16 protein-coding genes and 1 pseudogene are annotated in these 17,720 nt (G+C 67.5%); 6 read left to right on the top strand and 11 right to left on the bottom strand.

What is annotated here, in order from left to right; all coding sequences use genetic code 11:
- Window positions 1-4: 4 nt before the first annotated feature.
- Complete coding sequence (locus ASE64_RS05010) at window positions 5-718, bottom strand: IclR family transcriptional regulator (RefSeq protein WP_055776673.1); 714 nt, start codon at window positions 716-718, stop codon at window positions 5-7.
- Between the two features lie 152 nt (window positions 719-870).
- On the opposite strand from ASE64_RS05010, the gene ASE64_RS05005 reads away from it, so the two are divergent.
- Window positions 871-2,763, top strand: a complete 1,893-nt coding sequence (locus tag ASE64_RS05005) for an FAD-binding monooxygenase (RefSeq protein WP_055777500.1) — start codon at window positions 871-873, stop codon at window positions 2,761-2,763.
- Here the strand turns inward: ASE64_RS05005 and ASE64_RS05000 are convergent.
- Both ASE64_RS05000 and hpaH read right to left on the bottom strand, forming a co-directional pair.
- The gene (locus tag ASE64_RS05000) at window positions 2,757-3,575 is read right to left on the bottom strand and encodes an HpcH/HpaI aldolase family protein (protein ID WP_235480495.1); all 819 of its coding nucleotides are present in this window, start codon (window positions 3,573-3,575) and stop codon (window positions 2,757-2,759) included. The genes ASE64_RS05005 and ASE64_RS05000 overlap by 7 nt on opposite strands.
- Window positions 3,560-4,345, bottom strand: coding sequence for a 2-oxo-hept-4-ene-1,7-dioate hydratase (gene hpaH, locus ASE64_RS04995; protein WP_055776670.1), 786 nt, complete (start codon window positions 4,343-4,345; stop codon window positions 3,560-3,562). Before hpaH ends, ASE64_RS05000 begins: the two co-directional genes overlap by 16 nt.
- Before the next feature lie 98 nt (window positions 4,346-4,443).
- On the opposite strand from hpaH, the gene ASE64_RS04990 reads away from it, so the two are divergent.
- The 4 genes from ASE64_RS04990 to hpaD are packed head-to-tail and all read left to right on the top strand — an operon-like array spanning window position 4,444 to window position 9,277.
- Window positions 4,444-5,943, top strand: a complete 1,500-nt coding sequence (locus ASE64_RS04990; RefSeq protein ID WP_082465900.1) for a fumarylacetoacetate hydrolase family protein — start codon at window positions 4,444-4,446, stop codon at window positions 5,941-5,943.
- The gene (locus ASE64_RS04985) at window positions 5,933-6,616 is read left to right on the top strand and encodes a GntR family transcriptional regulator (protein ID WP_235480494.1); all 684 of its coding nucleotides are present in this window, start codon (window positions 5,933-5,935) and stop codon (window positions 6,614-6,616) included. The genes ASE64_RS04990 and ASE64_RS04985 overlap by 11 nt, the downstream gene beginning before the upstream one ends.
- On the top strand, window positions 6,613-8,163 hold the full coding sequence (gene hpaE, locus ASE64_RS04980) for a 5-carboxymethyl-2-hydroxymuconate semialdehyde dehydrogenase (protein ID WP_442853826.1): 1,551 nt from the start codon (window positions 6,613-6,615) through the stop codon (window positions 8,161-8,163). The genes ASE64_RS04985 and hpaE overlap by 4 nt, the downstream gene beginning before the upstream one ends.
- A gap of 31 nt (window positions 8,164-8,194) precedes the next feature.
- Window positions 8,195-9,277: a 3,4-dihydroxyphenylacetate 2,3-dioxygenase gene (hpaD, locus tag ASE64_RS04975; RefSeq protein WP_055776662.1), complete on the top strand. Its 1,083-nt coding sequence runs from the start codon at window positions 8,195-8,197 to the stop codon at window positions 9,275-9,277.
- Between the two features lie 58 nt (window positions 9,278-9,335).
- Here the strand turns inward: hpaD and ASE64_RS04970 are convergent, their stop codons facing one another.
- The gene (locus tag ASE64_RS04970; RefSeq protein WP_055776658.1) at window positions 9,336-9,860 is read right to left on the bottom strand and encodes a CGNR zinc finger domain-containing protein; all 525 of its coding nucleotides are present in this window, start codon (window positions 9,858-9,860) and stop codon (window positions 9,336-9,338) included.
- A gap of 25 nt (window positions 9,861-9,885) precedes the next feature.
- Here ASE64_RS04970 and ASE64_RS04965 point away from each other — a divergent pair, with 25 nt between their 5' ends.
- Window positions 9,886-10,554 carry a LysE family translocator gene (locus ASE64_RS04965; RefSeq protein WP_055776654.1) on the top strand — a complete coding sequence of 223 codons (669 nt, stop codon included), beginning with the start codon at window positions 9,886-9,888 and terminating at the stop codon, window positions 10,552-10,554.
- Between the two features lie 994 nt (window positions 10,555-11,548).
- Here ASE64_RS04965 and ASE64_RS17925 read toward each other — a convergent pair.
- From ASE64_RS17925 to ASE64_RS04925, 7 genes and pseudogenes are all read right to left on the bottom strand, one after another.
- Window positions 11,549-11,760, bottom strand: a pseudogene (locus ASE64_RS17925) (hypothetical protein); the annotation flags it as partial.
- A 1-nt stretch (window position 11,761) separates the two neighbouring features.
- Window positions 11,762-12,304 (bottom strand): DUF222 domain-containing protein (locus tag ASE64_RS17330; RefSeq protein ID WP_235480493.1); only part of this gene is annotated, 543 nt, incomplete at its 3' end.
- A gap of 132 nt (window positions 12,305-12,436) precedes the next feature.
- Window positions 12,437-13,207: a glucosamine-6-phosphate deaminase gene (locus ASE64_RS04945; RefSeq protein WP_055776642.1), complete on the bottom strand. Its 771-nt coding sequence runs from the start codon at window positions 13,205-13,207 to the stop codon at window positions 12,437-12,439.
- An 8-nt stretch (window positions 13,208-13,215) separates the two neighbouring features.
- Window positions 13,216-14,256 (bottom strand): Gfo/Idh/MocA family protein, encoded by a 1,041-nt coding sequence (locus ASE64_RS04940; RefSeq protein WP_055776640.1) that lies wholly within the window; start codon window positions 14,254-14,256, stop codon window positions 13,216-13,218.
- 6 nt (window positions 14,257-14,262) lie between these two features.
- A complete protein-coding gene (locus ASE64_RS04935; RefSeq protein ID WP_055776637.1) occupies window positions 14,263-15,279 on the bottom strand; it encodes a Gfo/Idh/MocA family protein in 1,017 nt (338 codons plus the stop codon).
- 55 nt (window positions 15,280-15,334) lie between these two features.
- Complete coding sequence (locus ASE64_RS04930) at window positions 15,335-16,654, bottom strand: MFS transporter (protein ID WP_055776635.1); 1,320 nt, start codon at window positions 16,652-16,654, stop codon at window positions 15,335-15,337.
- Window positions 16,647-17,678 (bottom strand): ROK family protein, encoded by a 1,032-nt coding sequence (locus tag ASE64_RS04925; RefSeq protein WP_055776629.1) that lies wholly within the window; start codon window positions 17,676-17,678, stop codon window positions 16,647-16,649. The genes ASE64_RS04930 and ASE64_RS04925 overlap by 8 nt, the downstream gene beginning before the upstream one ends.
- Between the last annotated feature and the right edge of the window lie 42 nt (window positions 17,679-17,720).

The following is a 17,720-nucleotide window of genomic DNA, read 5'->3' as shown; positions in this document are numbered from 1 at the left end:
CTCGTCAGGCACCGAGCGCGGCGCGAACCGCGCTCGCGGATCGGGTGAGCCGCTCGGCCACGGCCGCCGCCTCGTGACCGTTCGGCAGGTATACCGCGGCGATCGCGGCGGGTGCGCGCCCACGGATCGACAGGGGAACCGCCACGGCGTGCAGGCTCGAGATGACCTCGTTCTGGCTCTCCGCCCAGCGTCTCGTGGCGGCCTCGCGCACCTCGGTGGCCAGCGCCTCGTCGACTCCCGTCGGCCAGTCCCGTTCGGGCAGCTGGGCGAGTATGGCCTTGCCCGGCGCTCCGACGGTGACCGGATGCCGCGTGCCTGGCCGCTGAGCGACCGTCGCCACCGCGTGTCGCGGCTCGATGCTCGTGAGCGTCACACACTCGTCGCGGTCGAGCACGACGAGGAAGCACGTCATGCCGAGATCGTTCGCGGCTGCCGTGAGTTCGGGTAGGGCCTCGGCCTGCAGATCGTGCGCGACGCCGGCGGCCAGGGCGGCCAGACGCGCACCGAGCTGCAGTCGGCCCGACGTCTCTCGCACCACGAGACCGTGCGCTTCGAGCGTTCGGATGAGCCGGTAGGCCACCGAGCGATGCACCTCGAGGGCTGCGGCGATGTCGTCAATGCTCTGCGGGCGGCGGGCATCGGCCAGTAATTCCAGGATGCGGATTCCGCGATCAAGGGTCTGCGAGACCGAGCCGGCCGCGGAGTCGAGGGTGCTCATGCTGCTCCCGGGATCGAGATGATTGCGTCGGCACGAGTGTCGCGCTACGCTCCAGCGAACGATAATCGAACACTGCGTTCGATTATAGAACGAACCCATCCGGCGGAACAAGGCCGGCGATGGCCCGGTCAATGAAGACGGAGCAGCATCTCATGCAATTCCACCACCATGGTTACGTATCCGGCGATCCCCGCATCGCGCCCGCTGCCGGTGTAGGGCTGAATCGACCGAGCGAGCTGCCAGACCAGGTCGACGTGCTGATCGTCGGATCGGGGCCCGCGGGCATGATCCTCGCCGCTCAGCTCGCGCAGTTCCCCGACATCGACGCCCGCATCGTCGAGCGCCGGCCCGAGCGGCTGGCCATCGGCCAGGCCGACGGCATCCAGGCCCGCAGTGTCGAGACCTTTCAGGCCTTCGGTTTCGCCGACCGGATCACCGCCGAGGCCTACCAGATCAGCGAGATGACCTTCTGGTCGCCCGACCCCACTGACCCGAGCCGCATCCATCGCTCGGCCCGCGCGGTCGACGACGCGACCGGGGTAAGCGAGTTTCCCCACCTCATCGTGAATCAGGCCCGTGTGCTCGACTACTTCGCCGAGGTGGCACGCAACGCGCCGGCCCGCATGGACATCGACTACGGCTTCGAGTTCGTGACGCTTGTGGTCGACGACGAGGCCGAGTATCCGGTGCTGGTCACCCTTCGTGAGACCGCGGGCGAGCGCGCCGGGCAGACGAGGCAGGTGCGCGCCAAGTACGTGGTCGGATGCGATGGCGCCCGCAGCGGTGTGCGCGAGGCGATCGGCCGCAAGCTCGTGGGCGCCTCGGCCGCGCACGCGTGGGCCGTGATGGACACGCTGGCCGTCACCGACTTTCCCGACATCCGCACCAAGTGCGCGATCCAATCGCAGTCGGGCAGCATCCTGCACATCCCCCGCGAGGGTGGGCACCTCTTTCGTATGTACGTCGACCTCGGCGAGGTGGCCGCGGGCGACAACGGCGCGGTGCGCACAACCACGGTCGAGACGGCGATCGAGAAGGCGAACTCCATCCTGCATCCGTACACGCTCGATGTGAAAGACGTGGCCTGGTACAGCGTCTACGAGGTCGGCCACCGGCTCACCGACAAGTTCGACGAGGTGCCCGAGGGCGACGATCGCAGCCCGCACGTCTTCATCACGGGTGACGCCTGCCACACCCACAGCGCGAAGGCCGGGCAGGGCATGAACGTCTCGATGCAGGACGGCTTCAATCTCGGCTGGAAGCTCGCGCACGTACTGACCGGCCGCGCGTCGGAGGAGCTGTTGAAGACGTACTCCGAAGAGAGGCAGGTCATCGCGAAGAACCTGATCGACTTCGACAAGGAGTGGTCGACGCTGATGGCCAAGAAGCCGGAGGAGTTCGAGAACCCCGAAGAGCTCGCCGAGTTCTACGTTCGCACGATCGAATTCCCGGCCGGCTTCATGACCCAGTACGAGCCGTCGATGCTGATCGGCGACTCCGCGCACCAGGGCCTGGCCGAGGGCTTTCCCCTCGGTAAGCGCTTCAAGTCCGCCCCGGTCGTTCGCGTGGCCGACGGAAACCCCCTTCACCTCGGGCACCACGCCCAGGCCGATGGCCGATGGAGGCTGTACGCCTTTCCGGCCGCACAGGCGGATGGCGGTCGCGAAACCCTGGCCGCGTGGGCCGAGTGGCTGGAGCGTGCACCGGAGTCACCCCTCGTTCGACACGTCGCACCCGGCGTCGAGTTCGATGGCGTCTTCGACGTGAAGGTCGTGTACCCCGAGGCCCACGTCGACGTCGACATCGCCGCGGTGCCGACGGTGTTCCTGCCGCGGACCGGACCGTTTGGCCTGATCGACTACGAGAAGGTCTACGCGGCCGCGCCGGAGCGCAGCATCTTCGCCGAGCGGGGTATCTCTGCATCAGAGGGGTGTGTCGTGGTGGTTCGCCCCGATCAGTACGTGGCCCACGTGCTGCCGCTCACGGCTCGCGACGAGCTCTCGAAGTTCTTCGCGGGCGCGATGCTCCCGGTCTCGAGTCAGTAGCTGGCGCGGTTCTCGTCTGGCTCCGCCGAGACATACTTCGCCGCCAAGCCCTCCGAGGCGCGTGCGAGCAGCGCGACATCGGCGCCGACCAGAATGAATGACGCACCGGCAGACAGGTAGCGACGCGCGAGCGGCTCGGCGAAGGCGTTGACGCCCGCCGGCACCCCGGCCGCGACGGCTGCAGCGATGCAGCGCTCGACTGCGGCGATGACATCCGGGTGATCTTGCTGGCCGAGCACGCCCATCGAGGCGGCGAGGTCGGAGGGGCCCAGGAAGATGCCGGCGATGCCGTCGACAGCGAGGATCGAATCGATGTTCTCGACGGCCGCGACCGACTCGATCTGAACGATCACCGAGATGCGCGACGCGGCGGTGGCGAGGTAGTCGTCGGTGCGGTTCCAGCGCGAGGCGCGAGCAAGGGCCGATCCCACGCCCCGGATGCCGCGGGGCGGGTAGTGCACGCTGCGCACGGCGAGGTCGGCGAGCTCCGCCGTGTCGACCATGGGAACGAGCAGCGTCTGGGCGCCGATGTCGAGGTACTGCTTGATGATCACCGGATCGAGCACCGGCGGTCGCACGACCGGAAGGATCGGGTAGCCGTGTACGGCCTGCAGCTGGGCGAGCAGGGATTCGAGGCTGTTCGGCGTGTGCTCGGCGTCGATGAGCAGCCAGTCCAGTCCAGACCCCGCGCACAGCTCGGCGATCAGCGGGCTGCCGCTGCAGACCCACATGCCGGCGAGCGGCCGGCTGTGGGAGCCGAGGGCGGCGGCGAAGCCGGCATCCGGATCTATGGGGCTCACTGGAATCGGCATGTCACCACCCCGAGCGGGCCATAGTCGGCGAACACCGAGTCGCCTGCGTACACCCACATCGGGCGAGTGAACGAGCCGGCGAGGATGAGCTCGCCCGCCTTGAGGGTGTCGCCGTGCGGGTGAATCTTGTTGGCGAGCCAGGCCACGCCGTTGGCGGGGTTGTTGAGTACGCCGCCCGCGAGTCCGGTCTCTTCGATGCCCTCGTTGCGATAGAGCATGGCGCCCGCCCAGCGCAGATCGATTTCGTCGGGGCGCACCGGGCGACCGCCGACGACCATCACGCCCATGGCGGCGTTGTCGCTGATGGTGTCGACGATCGTGCGGCCCTCCATCTCGATGCGCGAGTCGAGGATCTCGAGCGCGGGCACGACGTATTCGGTGGCCGCGAGTACGTCGAACAGCGAGCAGTCTGGGCCGGTGAGATCGGCCTTCAGGCGGAACGCGAGCTCGACCTCGACCCGCGGATGCGAGTACACGCCCCAGTCGAGAACCGTGCCGCTCTCGAGCACCATGTCGTCGAAGATGAGTCCGTAGTCGGGCTCGGTGATGCCGGTGGCCGCCTGCATGGCCTTCGAGGTGAGGCCGATCTTATGGCCGACGAGGCATCGGCCTGCTGCCTCGTTGCGCGAACGCCAGAGCGACTGCACGGCATACGAATCCTCGATGGTCATGTCGGGGTAGCGGGCGGTCAGCCGCGGAACGGGAGTGCGGGTGCGTGCCGCCTCAACCAATTCGTCGGCGATCGCAGCGATCGTCGTGTCGTCGAGCATGACATTCTCGTCTCTTCTCGATCCTCGCGCGGGCCGCTTCTTATGCTGGCACGACCACGAGGGTTTGCATCGTTGATCTTATCGTATACGATCCTTCCATGACGTACGAAGAAGTCCCGTCCGAGGCGCTCGTGACCCCCTACGACTCCACCGGAGCTCAGCGCCCCGGCAAGGTCATCGCGCTGCACCTCAACTACCCGAGCCGTATCGCGCAACGCGGACGCACGCCGGCGCAGCCCTCCTACTTCGTCAAGCCCAGCACCTCCGTGGCCTCGAGCGGCGTCATCGAGCGCCCCGCCGGCACCGAGCTGCTCGCCTTCGAGGGAGAGATCGCCCTGGTGATCGGCACGAGCGCTCGCGGCGTGACGCAGACCGATGCCTGGGCGCACGTCGCCGCCGTCACCGCGGCCAACGATTTCGGCGTCTACGACCTGCGCTACGCCGACAAGGGATCGAACCTCCGCTCCAAGGGCGGCGACGGGTTCACCCCGCTCGGCCCGAACCTCATCGACGCACGATCCGTCGATCCCGCCGCCCTGCGCATCCGCACCTGGGTCGACGGCGAGCTCGTGCAGAGCGACACGACAGCCGAACTCGTGTTTCCGCTCGCCCAGCTGGTGGCCGATCTCTCGCAACTCATCACCCTCGAGCCCGGCGACGTGATCCTCTCGGGCACCCCGGCCGGGTCGAGCGTCGTCGTGCCCGGGCAGACCGTCGAGGTCGAGGTCGATGCACCGGATGCGCCGGGCGCGCCGAGCACAGGACATCTCGTGACGCGGGTGGTGCAGGGCGACTCCGAGCCGGGAGCCTTCGGCGCCGGCCCGAAGATCGACGATCTGCAGCGCGCCGAAGCGTGGGGCAGCCCGGAGGAGGCGGGGCTCGAACCGGCGTGGCAGCTCACCGAGGAGCGACGCGCCAAGCTCGCCTCGGTGGCCACCGCGACGCTGAGCTCGCAGTTGCGCAAGAAGGGCTTCGACGACGTCTCCATCGACGGTGTGCTGCCGCTGCACCCGGAAGAGAAGATGATCGGGCGCGCCCGCACCCTGCGCTTCATCCCCGCCCGACCCGATCTGTTCGCCAGCCACGGCGGCGGCTACAACGCGCAGAAGCGCGCGTTCGACGGGCTGAACCCCGGCGACGTGCTCGTCATCGAGGCGCGCGGAGAAGCCGGCACGGGAACGGTCGGCGACATCCTGGCCCTGCGCGCCCAGGTGCGTGGCGCCGCCGGAATCGTGACCGACGGCGGCATCCGCGACATCGCCGCGGTCGCCGCTCTCGGCATCCCGGCGTATTCGCAGGGCGCGCATCCGGCTGTTCTCGGTCGACGGCATGTTCCGTGGGACGTCGACGTGACCATCGCCTGCGGCGGCGCCGCGGTGCAGCCGGGCGATGTGATCGTGGGCGACGGCGACGGCGTGCTGGTCATTCCGCCGCAGCTCGTCGACGAGGTCGTCGAAGCCGCCATCGAGCAGGAGCGCGAAGAGGAGTACATCGCCGAGCAGGTCGCGGCCGGCGAGCCGGTCGACGGCCTCTACCCGATGAACGCCGCGTGGAAGAAGAAGTACGCCGATGCGAAGGGCGAGAGCCGTGCCGAGTGAACCTGCGAACGGCGAGATCGTGACCGAGAGCAAGTCCGAACTCGCGTACCGCTTCATCAAGGAGCGCATCGAGAACGGAAACTACACTCCCGGGTTCCGGCTCGTGCTCGGCCAGATCGCCAAGCAGCTCGAGGTGAGCGTGGTGCCGGTACGCGAGGCGATCCGCCGCCTCGAGGCCGAGGGTGCGGTGACGTTCGAGCGCAATGTCGGAGCCCAGGTGGCGATGGTCGACGAGCGCGAATACTTCTACACGATGGAGACGCTGAGCCTCGTCGAGGGCAGGGCCACCGCTCTGTCGGCCCCGTTCGTCACCGCGCTCGACCTGATCGAGGCGCGCGACATCAACGCGGCGATGCGCGACTGTCTCGACCACTTCGACCCTCATCGCTTCACCGAGCTCAATCGGCAGTTCCACGCGGTGATCTTCGAGCACTGCCCCAATCCGCACATCCTCGACCTCGTGCACCGCGGCTGGAAGCGCCTCGCCGTGCTGCGCGACTCGATCTTCGGCTTCGTGCCCGGCCGGGCGCAGGAGTCGGTCGACGAGCACGAGCGTCTGCTGCAGCTGATAGAGAGTGGTGCCGATCCGCTCGAGATCGAGCTCGCCGCCCGTGCCCACCGAACCGGAACGCTCGACGCGCTCCTCAACCACCAAGCGAATCAAGGACGATGACCATGACGACAGAGACAGCAGGCGCCCAGCCGGCCACGCCGACACAGCACATTCCGGATGGCCTGCCCGAGCGCATCCAGCATTTCATCGGCGGCCAGTTCGTCGACAGCGTCGGCGGCGAGACCTTCGACGTGCTCGACCCGGTGACGAACGAGAATTACGTCACCGCCGCCGCCGGGCAGAAGGCCGACATCGACCTCGCCGTCGCGGCCGCCCGCACGGCCTTCGACGAGGGCCCCTGGCCCCGGATGCTGCCGCGCGCACGATCGCGCGTGCTCAACAAGATCGCCGACATCGTCGAGTCGCGGGATGCCCGGCTCGCCGAGTTGGAATCGTTCGACTCGGGCCTCCCGATCACACAGGCCCTCGGCCAGGCGCAGCGTGCCGCCGAGAACTTCCGTTTCTTCGCCGACTTGATCGTCGCTCAGTCCGACGACACCTACAAGGTGCCGGGTCGGCAGCTGAACTACGTGAATCGCAAGCCGAAGGGTGTCGCCGGGCTCATCACGCCGTGGAACACGCCCTTTATGCTCGAGAGCTGGAAACTGGCACCGGCACTCGCCTCCGGCTGCACGGTCGTGCTGAAGCCCGCCGAGTTCACGCCTCTGTCTGCGAGCCTGTGGGCTGACATCTTCCGTGAGGCCGGTGTTCCCGATGGGGTGTTCAACCTCGTCAACGGACTCGGCGAAGAGGCGGGAGACGCGCTCGTCAAGCACACGGACGTGCAGCTGATCTCGTTCACGGGCGAGAGCTCGACGGGGCAGCTGATCTTCGCGAACTGCGCGCCGACGCTCAAGGGCATGTCGATGGAGCTCGGCGGAAAGTCGCCGGCCGTCATCTTCGCCGACGCCGACCTCGATGCCGCGCTCGACTCGACCCTCTTCGGCGTGTTCTCGCTGAACGGAGAGCGCTGCACCGCAGGCTCGCGCATCCTCGTCGAGCGCAGCGTCTACGACGACTTCGTGGCGCGATTCGCCGAGCGCGCGAAGAACATCGTGGTGGGCGATCCGCACGATCCGAAGACCGAGGTGGGGGCGCTCGTGCACCCCGAGCACTTCGCGAAGGTCATGAGCTACGTCGAGATCGGCAAGGACGAGGGTCGCTTGGTCGCGGGTGGTGGGCGCCCCGAGCACCTGCCCACGGGCAACTACGTGCAGCCCACGGTCTTCGTCGATGTGAAGCCGGATGCGCGCATCTTTCAAGAGGAGATCTTCGGCCCCGTCGTCGCGATCACCCCGTTCGACACCGAGGAAGAGGCGCTCGAGCTCGCCAACGGCGTCAAGTACGGCCTGGCCGCGTACATCTGGACCTCGAATCTCGAGCGGGCACACGTGTTCGCCCAGGCCGTCGACTCGGGCATGGTGTGGCTCAACTCTCATAACGTGCGCGACCTGCGCACCCCGTTCGGCGGGGTGAAGGCTTCGGGACTCGGCCACGAGGGCGGCTACCGCTCGCTCGACTTCTACTCCGACCAGCAGGCCGTGCACATCACTCTCGGCGACGTTCACACCGCGCGCTTCGGTGCGAACAGCCCCGCCTCCCACTGACCTCACCACTCCTTTCACGAAAGACGATTCAATGACGAATTCCACACCGGTTCCCACGCCCACCGAACTCACTCCGCCCGACATCCTGCGCTGCGCCTACATGGAGATCGTGGTGACCGACCTGGCGCGGTCGCGCGAGTTCTATGTCGACATCCTGGGTCTCGTCGTCACAGAAGAGGACGAGAATGCGATCTACCTGCGCAGTCTCGAGGAGTTCATTCACCACAACCTCGTGCTGCGCAAAGGCCCGATCGCGGCCGTCGCCGCCTTCAGCTACCGGGTGCGCACGCCTGAAGACGTCGACCGTGCCGAGGCCTGGTATCAGGCCCTCGGATGCCGCACCGAGCGCAAGCGCGACGGTTTCGTCAACGGCATCGGCGACTCGGTGAGGGTCACCGATCCGCTCGGCTTTCCGTACGAGTTCTTCTACTCGGTCGAGCACGTGGAGCGCCTCGCCTGGCGCTACGACCTCTACGGCCCCGGCGCCCTCGTTCGCCTCGACCACTTCAACCAGGTCACCCCCGACGTGCCGCGTGGGCGCAAGTACCTCGAAGACCTCGGCTTCAGGGTCACCGAAGACATCCAAGACGAAGACGGCGTGACCTACGCGGCCTGGCTGCGTCGCAAAGACACCGTGCACGACACCGCCCTCACCGGCGGCGACGGCCCACGGATGCACCACATCGCGTTCTCGACGCACGAGAAGCACAACATCCTCTACATCTGCGACAAGCTCGGGGCGCTGCGCAAGAGCGACGTGATCGAGCGCGGGCCCGGCCGTCATGGCGTCTCGAACGCGTTCTACCTCTACATCACCGACCCGGATGGCCACCGGGTCGAGATCTACACGCAGGACTACTACACGGGCGATCCCGACAATCCGGTCGTGACCTGGGACGTGCACGACAACCAGCGTCGCGACTGGTGGGGAAATGCGGTGGTGCCGAGCTGGTACACCGAGGCATCCCTCGTGCTCGATCTCGACGGCAACCCTCAGCCAGTGGTCGCCCGCACCGATGCAAGCGAGATGGCGGTGACCGTGGGTGCGGACGGGTTCTCGTACACCCGCAAAGACGACACCGTCGAGGGCTTCAAGCTCGGCAACACGCTGTGAGCCTCGTGGCCACCGAGAAGAGTCGGATGGGCCGCGCTTGATCAGCTGAGGGCGACGTTCACGAGCGTTGCTGTCGGGCTCTATGGCGCCTGACGGCGTCTCGGCTTCCGCACCGGGGTGAGCAGTACCGCTGAGTGCCGTTGCGGGACACGTCGACGACCACGTTCGTGCACGGGTTCGCAGCGCAACGCCCGAGGCGTGTCATTCCGCGAGTGGTCAGGTGAAGAGCGGTGCCGACCATGAAGACTGCTTGCAGGACGCGCGGAAGGTCGTTGTCGACCTCGCGATAGTGCAGGTGCCACCCCTCGCCGTTGTGGTCGGTCAAGCGGGGGTACGCCGAGGCGATGGCCATCTGCTCGTTGAGGATCGCCGCCCGAACGTCTGGCGTGGCCGCATCGACGACGGTCAGCCAGGTGTCCAGCACAGAGCGGCAACGGGCGTGGTCCTGCGGCTGTTCGGGAAAAGGCATCGTCATGCCGTACTCCCGGGTTCGTTCGATGACCCCCGCTCGGCTGCTCGGCCAGTCATTCGCGAGCGACTGTGCGAGGAGAACGGCGTACTCTCCGTAAGGGTTGAGATGCATAAAGGCATTACATCATGGTGTGCATATGACCTTTACTGCACTGGCTCCGCCCATCTCTGCGGCAGCAGCCGTCGCCATGATCCTGACGGCCCTGACGATGGTTCTCATCCCCGGCCCGAACATGATCTACCTCGCGTCGCGCAGCGTCAGCCAGGGGCGTCGGGCCGGCCTGATCTCGTTGGCAGGAACGGGCCTGGGTTTCATCGTCTACATGCTGATGGCGAACCTGGGGCTGGCGGTCGTCTTCGTCTCCCTTCCGTTGCTGTTCATCGGGCTCAAGGCGGCGGGCGTCGTCTATCTCGCATACCTGGCCTGGCAAGCCCTGCGGCCCACGGGTCGCGGGGTCTTCGAGGTCCGCGATCTGCCGCGCGACAGCGGCGGCCGCCTCTTTCGCATGGGCCTGATCACCAATCTGCTCAACCCCAAAGTCGCGATCATGTACCTGACCGTCATTCCGCAGTTCATCGATCCTCAACGCGGTCACCCCCTCCTGCAGGGACTCGCCCTCGGTCTGCTGCAGATCGTCGTCAGCCTCACCGTGAACGCGCTCATCGTCATCGCTGCGGGATCCATCGCGAGCTTCCTCGCGCGGCGACCCCGCTGGGCGATCTGGCAACGACGCACGACCGGGGTGCTGCTCGGCGCTGTCGCGCTGCTCCTGGCCTTCGACGTGCCGGAGAGCGCGCACGTGTGACGCCAGATCTAGAAGGGGCAGTCCGTGAACTCCTCCTCTGGTTCGGCGTGCGGGTCGAGTTCTTAGAAGGGGCAGTCGGCTAGGTCGTCTTGCGGTTCTGTTCCGTTTGCAGCCGCGTTCCTTGCTGCGGTTGCTGCGATGAGTTGTTTCGGTGCGGGTTTCATCCTGCCCTCCGGCTGAATAACGTATCGGTAGCCCGCTGGCGACGTGGCGGTGAGGGTATCGTCACCGTTCTGCACGATCTGCCACCTCGTGTGGTGCTTCACCTTGTGATGGCCCTGGCTCAGCGGCGCGAGGTTCTCTGGAACAGTGTTGCCTCCGTAAGCATGGTCTTCTGTATGGTCGACATCCGCCTGTTCCGACGGAACAGTGCACCCCGGAAACACACACGTCGGATGCACCAACCGGGCNAACTCGGTCCCGAATTCTGTTGAGCCTGCTTGAGGAGCCTGGCTACTCAGCGGGGCGAGATTCTCGGGAATAGTGTTGCCTCCGTAAGCATGGTCTTCTGTATGGTCGACATCCGCCTGTTCCGACGGAACAGTGCACCCCGGAAACACACACGTCGGATGCACCAACCGGGCGTGGTCGATCATGCGTGCTGTCGGCCGGTAGTCGCGGGGATCGGTCGTGAGGATTCGTCCGGTGACGGGGTCGGTGAGGATGCGCCTCCAGGAGGTTGCCTCCGCCGTCAACTGCGCCGCCGTGGCTGGGTCGATCGGACCATAACCGCGGAGGATCGCGGCCTCCTCACCAACACCGAGCACTGTCATCNGAGGTTGCCTCCGCCGTCAACTGCGCCGCCGTGGCTGGGTCGATCGGACCATAACCGCGGAGGATCGCGGCCTCCTCACCAACACCGAGCACTGTCATCGCCGGAACCATGATGTGCACCCGCCCCCGAACTCCTCGGGTGGCTCCGGGGATGGAGGTCTCTCCGTTGAGCATCAGATCGGTGAGCACATCGAGTTTCAGGTGCCCCATGCTGCGCGGGTCACCACCCGCCCGGAGCCCGGCCGCGAGCCGCGCCGCCCGATCGGCGATCGCGTGCACCTCCGGCGCCGGCGCGAACAGCGTCAAATACGCCATGCCATCGGCTCCGGGATCGACATAGATGCGGCGGGTGGCCGCTGCTTTCTCGGCCCGTTCGACCGCGGTGGACGGTTGGGAGAGCTCGACCTGCGCTCTCGCCTTGCGGTCGAGCTGNGACATAGATGCGGCGGGTGGCCGCTGCTTTCTCGGCCCGTTCGACCGCGGTGGACGGTTGGGAGAGCTCGACCTGCGCTCTCGCCTTGCGGTCGAGCTGTTTCGGGTTCACCTGAGCCGCCAGCGCCGCGAGCCGAGCGTCATACGACACCAACGCATCTCCTTCGAGGCCGTCGGAATGCTTTGCGATGACCTCGGCGTGCTCCCACGACAACGCACCCGCAGTGACTGCAGCCAGCGTTGCGGGCAGCAGGTCGACCAGCGCGGTACTGGTGTCGACGAGCGTCGCGGCCCGGTACTCAGTGCGACGAGTGAGCTGCGCCAGTTCAGTGAAAAGCTCGACCCTTTCGACCCGGGCCGTGGACCACACCGGACCGCCCGTAGAGCGATCAGACGGTGCTTGCTTGTGCAGGTGGTTTCTCGCGTCGGTGACGCGTCTGGCCCTGGCCGCAGACAGTCGGGCTATCTGCTGATCAAGGGCGGCGACCTCCTCGAGCGCGACCACATACGGGTCGGGCTCGAGAAGCGGGATCGTTGATGTCATACGAGAAGTCAAACAGCAGCCACCGACACTGGGTGGACTCCCGCATTCACTGCTTGATCAGGGGATATCGTTGTGGATAACTTCCGAAAGACGTGCCCTGTGGAGGAGAAGCTGTGGAGGAAGCGCCAGCCGTCAGCGCTGCCACTTCGGGCGGTGCTCGAACACGAAGCGGTAGTAGTCCCTGAGGGTCAACTCGCTCGCGGCCGCCTCGTCGAGCAGCACCGTCGCATCCGGATGCAGCTGCAGCGCCGAACCCGGGCACATGCTCGTGAGCGGACCCTCGACGGCCCGGGCGATCGCCGAGGCCTTCTTCTCTCCTGTTGCGACGAGCAGAACCTGTCGCGCGTCGAGGATCGTGCCGAGCCCCTGCGTCATGCAGTGCAGGGGTACCTCGTCGGGCGACGAGAAAAAACGCGCGTTGTCGCTGCGCGTCCCGGGGGTGAGGGTCTTGATGCGGGTGCGACTCGCGAACGACGAGGTCGGCTCGTTGAAGCCGATGTGCCCCGAGCCGCCGATGCCGAGGAGCTGCAGATCGATGCCGCCGGCATCCCGGATCGCCGTCTCGTACGTCGTCGCGGCCGCGGCCGGATCGTCGGCGAACCCGTCGGGAACGTGCACCCTGTTCGGATCCAGCCGCAGTCGGGTCGTGACCTCGCGGTCGATCACCGAGTGGTAGCTCTCGGGGTGGGAGTACGGCAGCCCGACATACTCGTCGAGGGCGAAGGCGGAGATGCCGGCCAGCTCGGGAATCCACCGCCGCTCGAGCGCCTCGTAGACGGGCAGCGGCGACGAACCGGTGGCCACGCCGAGAACGTAGCTCGGGCGCTCGGCGACGCCGCGCAGAATCACGTCGGCCGCGTAGTCGCCGATCGCGGCCGCGCTGGGAAGAATGATGACCTGCATGCTGCCCCCTACGTGATGTTCGCGACGTCTGCGACGGCGATCGTGCGACCGGTGCGCGCCGACTCCTGTGCCGCCAAGACGATGTCGAGTGTACGCAGCCCCACATTGCCGTCGGGCTGGGGTTGTGCACCCGTGACGACCGCGTCGATGAAGGTCGAGAGCAGTGCCTCGTCGAAGTTCGGGCCGTAGGGCGCTTCGATCGGCAGGCCGGTCGCCGTGTCGAGGCCACGTGCGCGCGGGCCGAAGAAGTCGACGGCCACGGTTCCGGATGTGCCGGCCACGGTCACGGAGACGCCGCCCCAGGTGGGCGCCGAGTCGGGCTGGCTCCAGGAGCAGTCGATGGCGGCGATCATGCCGTTGTCGTAGCTGATGGTCACAAGACCGGCCGTCTCGGCACGGGCCCGCTCGGCGTGCAGCTTCTGGTTGGTGACGGCGGTCACCGACACCGGAGTCGCACCCATCAGCGCCTCCAGCAGGTCGGCGATGTGCACGACGTGATCGACGAGAGCGCCGCCGCCAGACAGCGCCGGGTCGGTGAACCAGGCGCGCTCGCTGGGCAGCTTGCCGTTGTTGCTGCCGCGAACAGAGAAGACCTGGCCCAGCTGGCCGGCATCGTACTCGGCCTTCAGGCGAGAGAAGGTGCTGGCGAAGCGCACGGGAAACGCGACCATCAGGATGACGCCTGCGGCGTCTGCCGCTTCGAGCATGGCCACGCCGTCTGCGTGGCTCGTGGCCAGCGGCTTCTCGCACAGGATGTGCGCTCCGGCCTTGGCCGCGCGCTCGACGTCGGCCCGGTGGCGGGCGTTCTCGCTGGTGATGATCACCGCATCCGGTTGCCATGCCATGAGTTCGTCGTAGCTGTCGACGTAGTCGACGCCCAGGTGCTCGGCGAAGGCACGACCGCGCAGCTCTGCAGGGGGATGCTCGCCGGGGTCGGAGGTGAGCAGGCTCACCGAAGGGGTGCTCTTCAGCAGCTCGATGTAGCCGCGAGCGTGGGTGTGCGCGAACGACATGACGGCGATCTTCAAGGGGCGATCGGGTGTGCGCATCGTCTTCTACTTTCCGGTGGCCTGGACGGAGGGGGACACGGGGGAGTCGATGTCGACGGGCTGCCCCGTCTCGAGCGAGAGCAGAGCGGCATTGGCCAGGCGAACGGCCTCGGCTCCCTCGGAGGCGCACACCCGCGGCACGCCGCCGCCGCCGAAGGCGTCGGTGAACTCGCGCAGCTCGGCGAAGTAGGGGTTCTCGGCCGGGTCGACCTCGGGCAGAAGACCGCTCGGCCCGTCGACGCTGGCGAGGTGCGAGATGTAGTTGCGTTCCGCGGCAGACGAGTGGGCCAGCGAGCCTTCGGTTCCGGTCACCGAGTACTCCGTGGTGAACGGCAGGTGAGACGGACCCCAGATTCCGGCGATGTGGCTGATGGCGCCTGAGGCGTGCGTGAGCAGAACATGCGCCGCCTCGACCGGCACCGTCGCATCCCCGGCCCGTGACGAGACCGCGGAGACCCGCGTCACGGGGCCGGCGACCCACCGGGCGATGTCGATGTCGTGGATCATCTGGTCCATGATGATGCCGCCCGACAGCGCTCGATCGGCGAACCAGGGCGTGCGGGTGGGGAAGGCGCCGGATCGCGAGAAGCGCAGCACGGCGAGATCGCCGAGACGGCCGGACGCGACGGCCTCTTTCAGCAGCACGTACTCCGGAAAGAACCGCACGACGTGGGCGGGAAACAGCATGAGTCCGAGATCGTCGGCCAGCCTCGCCAGCTCGTCGACCTCGGCGTCGGTCCGTGCCAGCGGCTTCTCGCTGATCACGTGCTTTCCGGCCTCGAGCGCGCGCTTCACCAGGGCGTGGTGAGTGAACGTCGGAGTGGCCACATCGACGAAGTCCACGGCCTCCAGCAGTTCGTCGAGCGTGTCGACGACGGTTCCACCGCATTGGGCGACCAGCTCGGGCGCGCCCGCCTCGGAGTAGACGTAGACGTCGGCACCGAGCGTGAGCAGATGCGGCAGGTGGGAATTGCTGATGCCACCGGCACCGATGAGGCCGATTCGAAGCGGAGTGTGTGTCATGGCTGTCTTTCCGTCGGAGGAGAGGTGGGCGGGTGAAGAGCTGGTGGGCACAGGGTCATCGCCTTCGGGCGATGACGTCGCGGATGCGGGGCAGGTGGATGCCTCTGGCCGCCATCACCGCGCGGGTGCGGCGGCGTTCGCGCAGCAGGGCGATGATGCCGATCGCCCAGATCGGGAACTGCACGAGGAACGCGACCTTGAACGCGGCGAGGGAATAGGTGGCGGGAGTTCCCGCGCCCTGCACATCCATCGCTATGCCGATGAAGAGGATCGCGATCACGCTGGCGAGGAAACCGCCGCCGTTGACGATTCCGGTGGCGGTGCCGAGGCGCTGCGCGGGGTTGTGGGCGCGGGTGAGATCGAACGCGATCATCGAGCCCGGGCCACCGGCGCACAGAGCGGCGGCGAGCGCGAAGATCACGGGCAGGGGAGCGGCCCCCGGCCAGAGGATGACCACGGCCCAGAGCGCGGCCTGGGCCCCGACGACGGCAAGCACGATCCACGATCGACGCAGTGGATGCCGGGCGGACGCCGCGCCGACAAGCGGGCCCAACACGAGTCCGACCAGCACATAGAAGGTGAAGATCAGCGACGCGAGCTGCACCGAGAGTCCGAGCCCCTCGATGAGGAACGGGTAGCCCCACAGCAGCGCGAACGCATTTCCCGCGAACGGTGTGGAGAAATGCGACCAGAACGCGAGCCGCGTGCCCGGGTGTTTCCAGGCATCCACAAAGCCCTGGCGCAGATCGCGGCGAGACGTGACGACGGTGATCGCGCCCGTCTTCTCGGGTTCGTTGCGCACCACGGCGAAGGTCAGGATGCCGGCCAGCGCACCGACGGCGGCGAGCGAGACGAAGGCGGTGGGCCAGTTCGTGGCGTGCAGCAGGGCGGCCAGCGGAATGACCGAGACGATCTGGCCGAACTGCCCGAGCAGCCCCGTGAGCTGAATGACAATGGGGGCGCGCTTGACCGGGAACCAGGCCGCGATCACGCGCAGGATGCTGGGGAAGATCGCGGCGTCGCCGGCGCCCAGCAGAACGCGGGCGGCTATGGCGATGTGCACGTCGGGCGTGAGGGCCATCACGAGTTGTCCGGATGCCATGACCAGCATTCCCACGGTCATCACGCGACGCGAGCCGAATCTGTCGAGCAGGAGGCCGACGGGGATCTGCATGGCTCCGTAGACGAGCAGTTGCAGCACGGCGAAGAGTGCGAGCGTCGACGCGTCGGCGTCGAATCGTGCCGATGCTTCGGTGCCCACCGCGGAGAGCGAGGTGCGGTTGACGATGGAGACGATGTAGGCCAGAACGCCGGCTCCCCAGATGAGCATCAGCCTCCGGTCGAGCGAGCTGCCGGCGAGAACGGGCTTAGGCATCGGCTGCTCCCTGTGGGGCCGAGCTCAACGAACGGAGAGTCTGCCGGGCGAAGCCCGCATCCGGAACCCGGTCTGCCCAGCCGAGGATCGCCGCGCCGATCAGGCCGCCCAGCGCTCCGAGCGCCGACTGCTCGATGCGCGGGGTCGAGCGCCAGCCGAGGCGGGCGGAGACGGCCTCGTGGAGCGGGTCGATCAGGGTGTCGCCCGCCGCCGAGACGCCCCCGCCGATCACGATCACGGCCGGATCGAGCACGGCGGTGATGCCGGCGAGCCCGATGGCGAGGGCATCGACGGCGTCTGCCCACACACGCGCGGCCACCGGGTCGGTGTCGAGAACGGATGCGATTTCCTGGGTCGACGAGGCGGTCGTTCCGCCGCGCTCGAGGTATCGCTCGAGGATCGTCGTTCCCGACGCGTAGGCCTCGATGCAGCCATGCTGGCCGCACGTGCAGAGGGCGCCATTCGGCACGACCTGCATGTGACCGAGCTCGCCGGCGGCGCCCGTGGCTCCCTCGACGAGAACCCCGCCGGTGACGACGGCCGACGAGACTCCGGTGCCGATGGGCACGATGAGGGCGTTGTCGTACGCGGGGTCGTAGCTCGCGCTGGCCTCAGTGCCGGATGCGCCGGCTCCGTGCGCCACTCGCTCGGCGAGCGCGGCCGTTCGGGCGTCGTGGCCGACATAGACGGCGACCTGGAACTCGGCCTCGAGCAGGCCGCGCAACGGAAAAGCATCCCATCCGAGATTCGCGGCGAAACGCACGGTGCCCGAGGCGGGGTCGACCAGCCCCGGCGTGGCGATGCCGATGCCCGCTGTCGTGTAACCGGCCGCCGCGGCCTCGTCGACGAGCTGGCGCGCGATCGCGACCACGCTCGCGTATGCGTCGCGTTCGGCGTCGAAGGTCGAGGTTGTCTGCCGTGCGAGCACCGTGCCCGCGGCGTCGACGGCCGCGCCTTTGACGGTGGTGCCGCCGATGTCGATAGCGATGACGACGTCGAGGGCCGAGTGGTGCGGGTGGATCACGGAGGTACTCGCTGTTCTAGGACGCAGGTTCGGGTGGAGGTG

Origin of the sequence: Agreia sp. Leaf210, assembly GCF_001421485.1 — a bacterium.
Taxonomy (GTDB): Bacteria; Actinomycetota; Actinomycetes; order Actinomycetales; family Microbacteriaceae; genus Agreia.
This window is presented reverse-complemented; position numbering and strand designations above follow the sequence as displayed.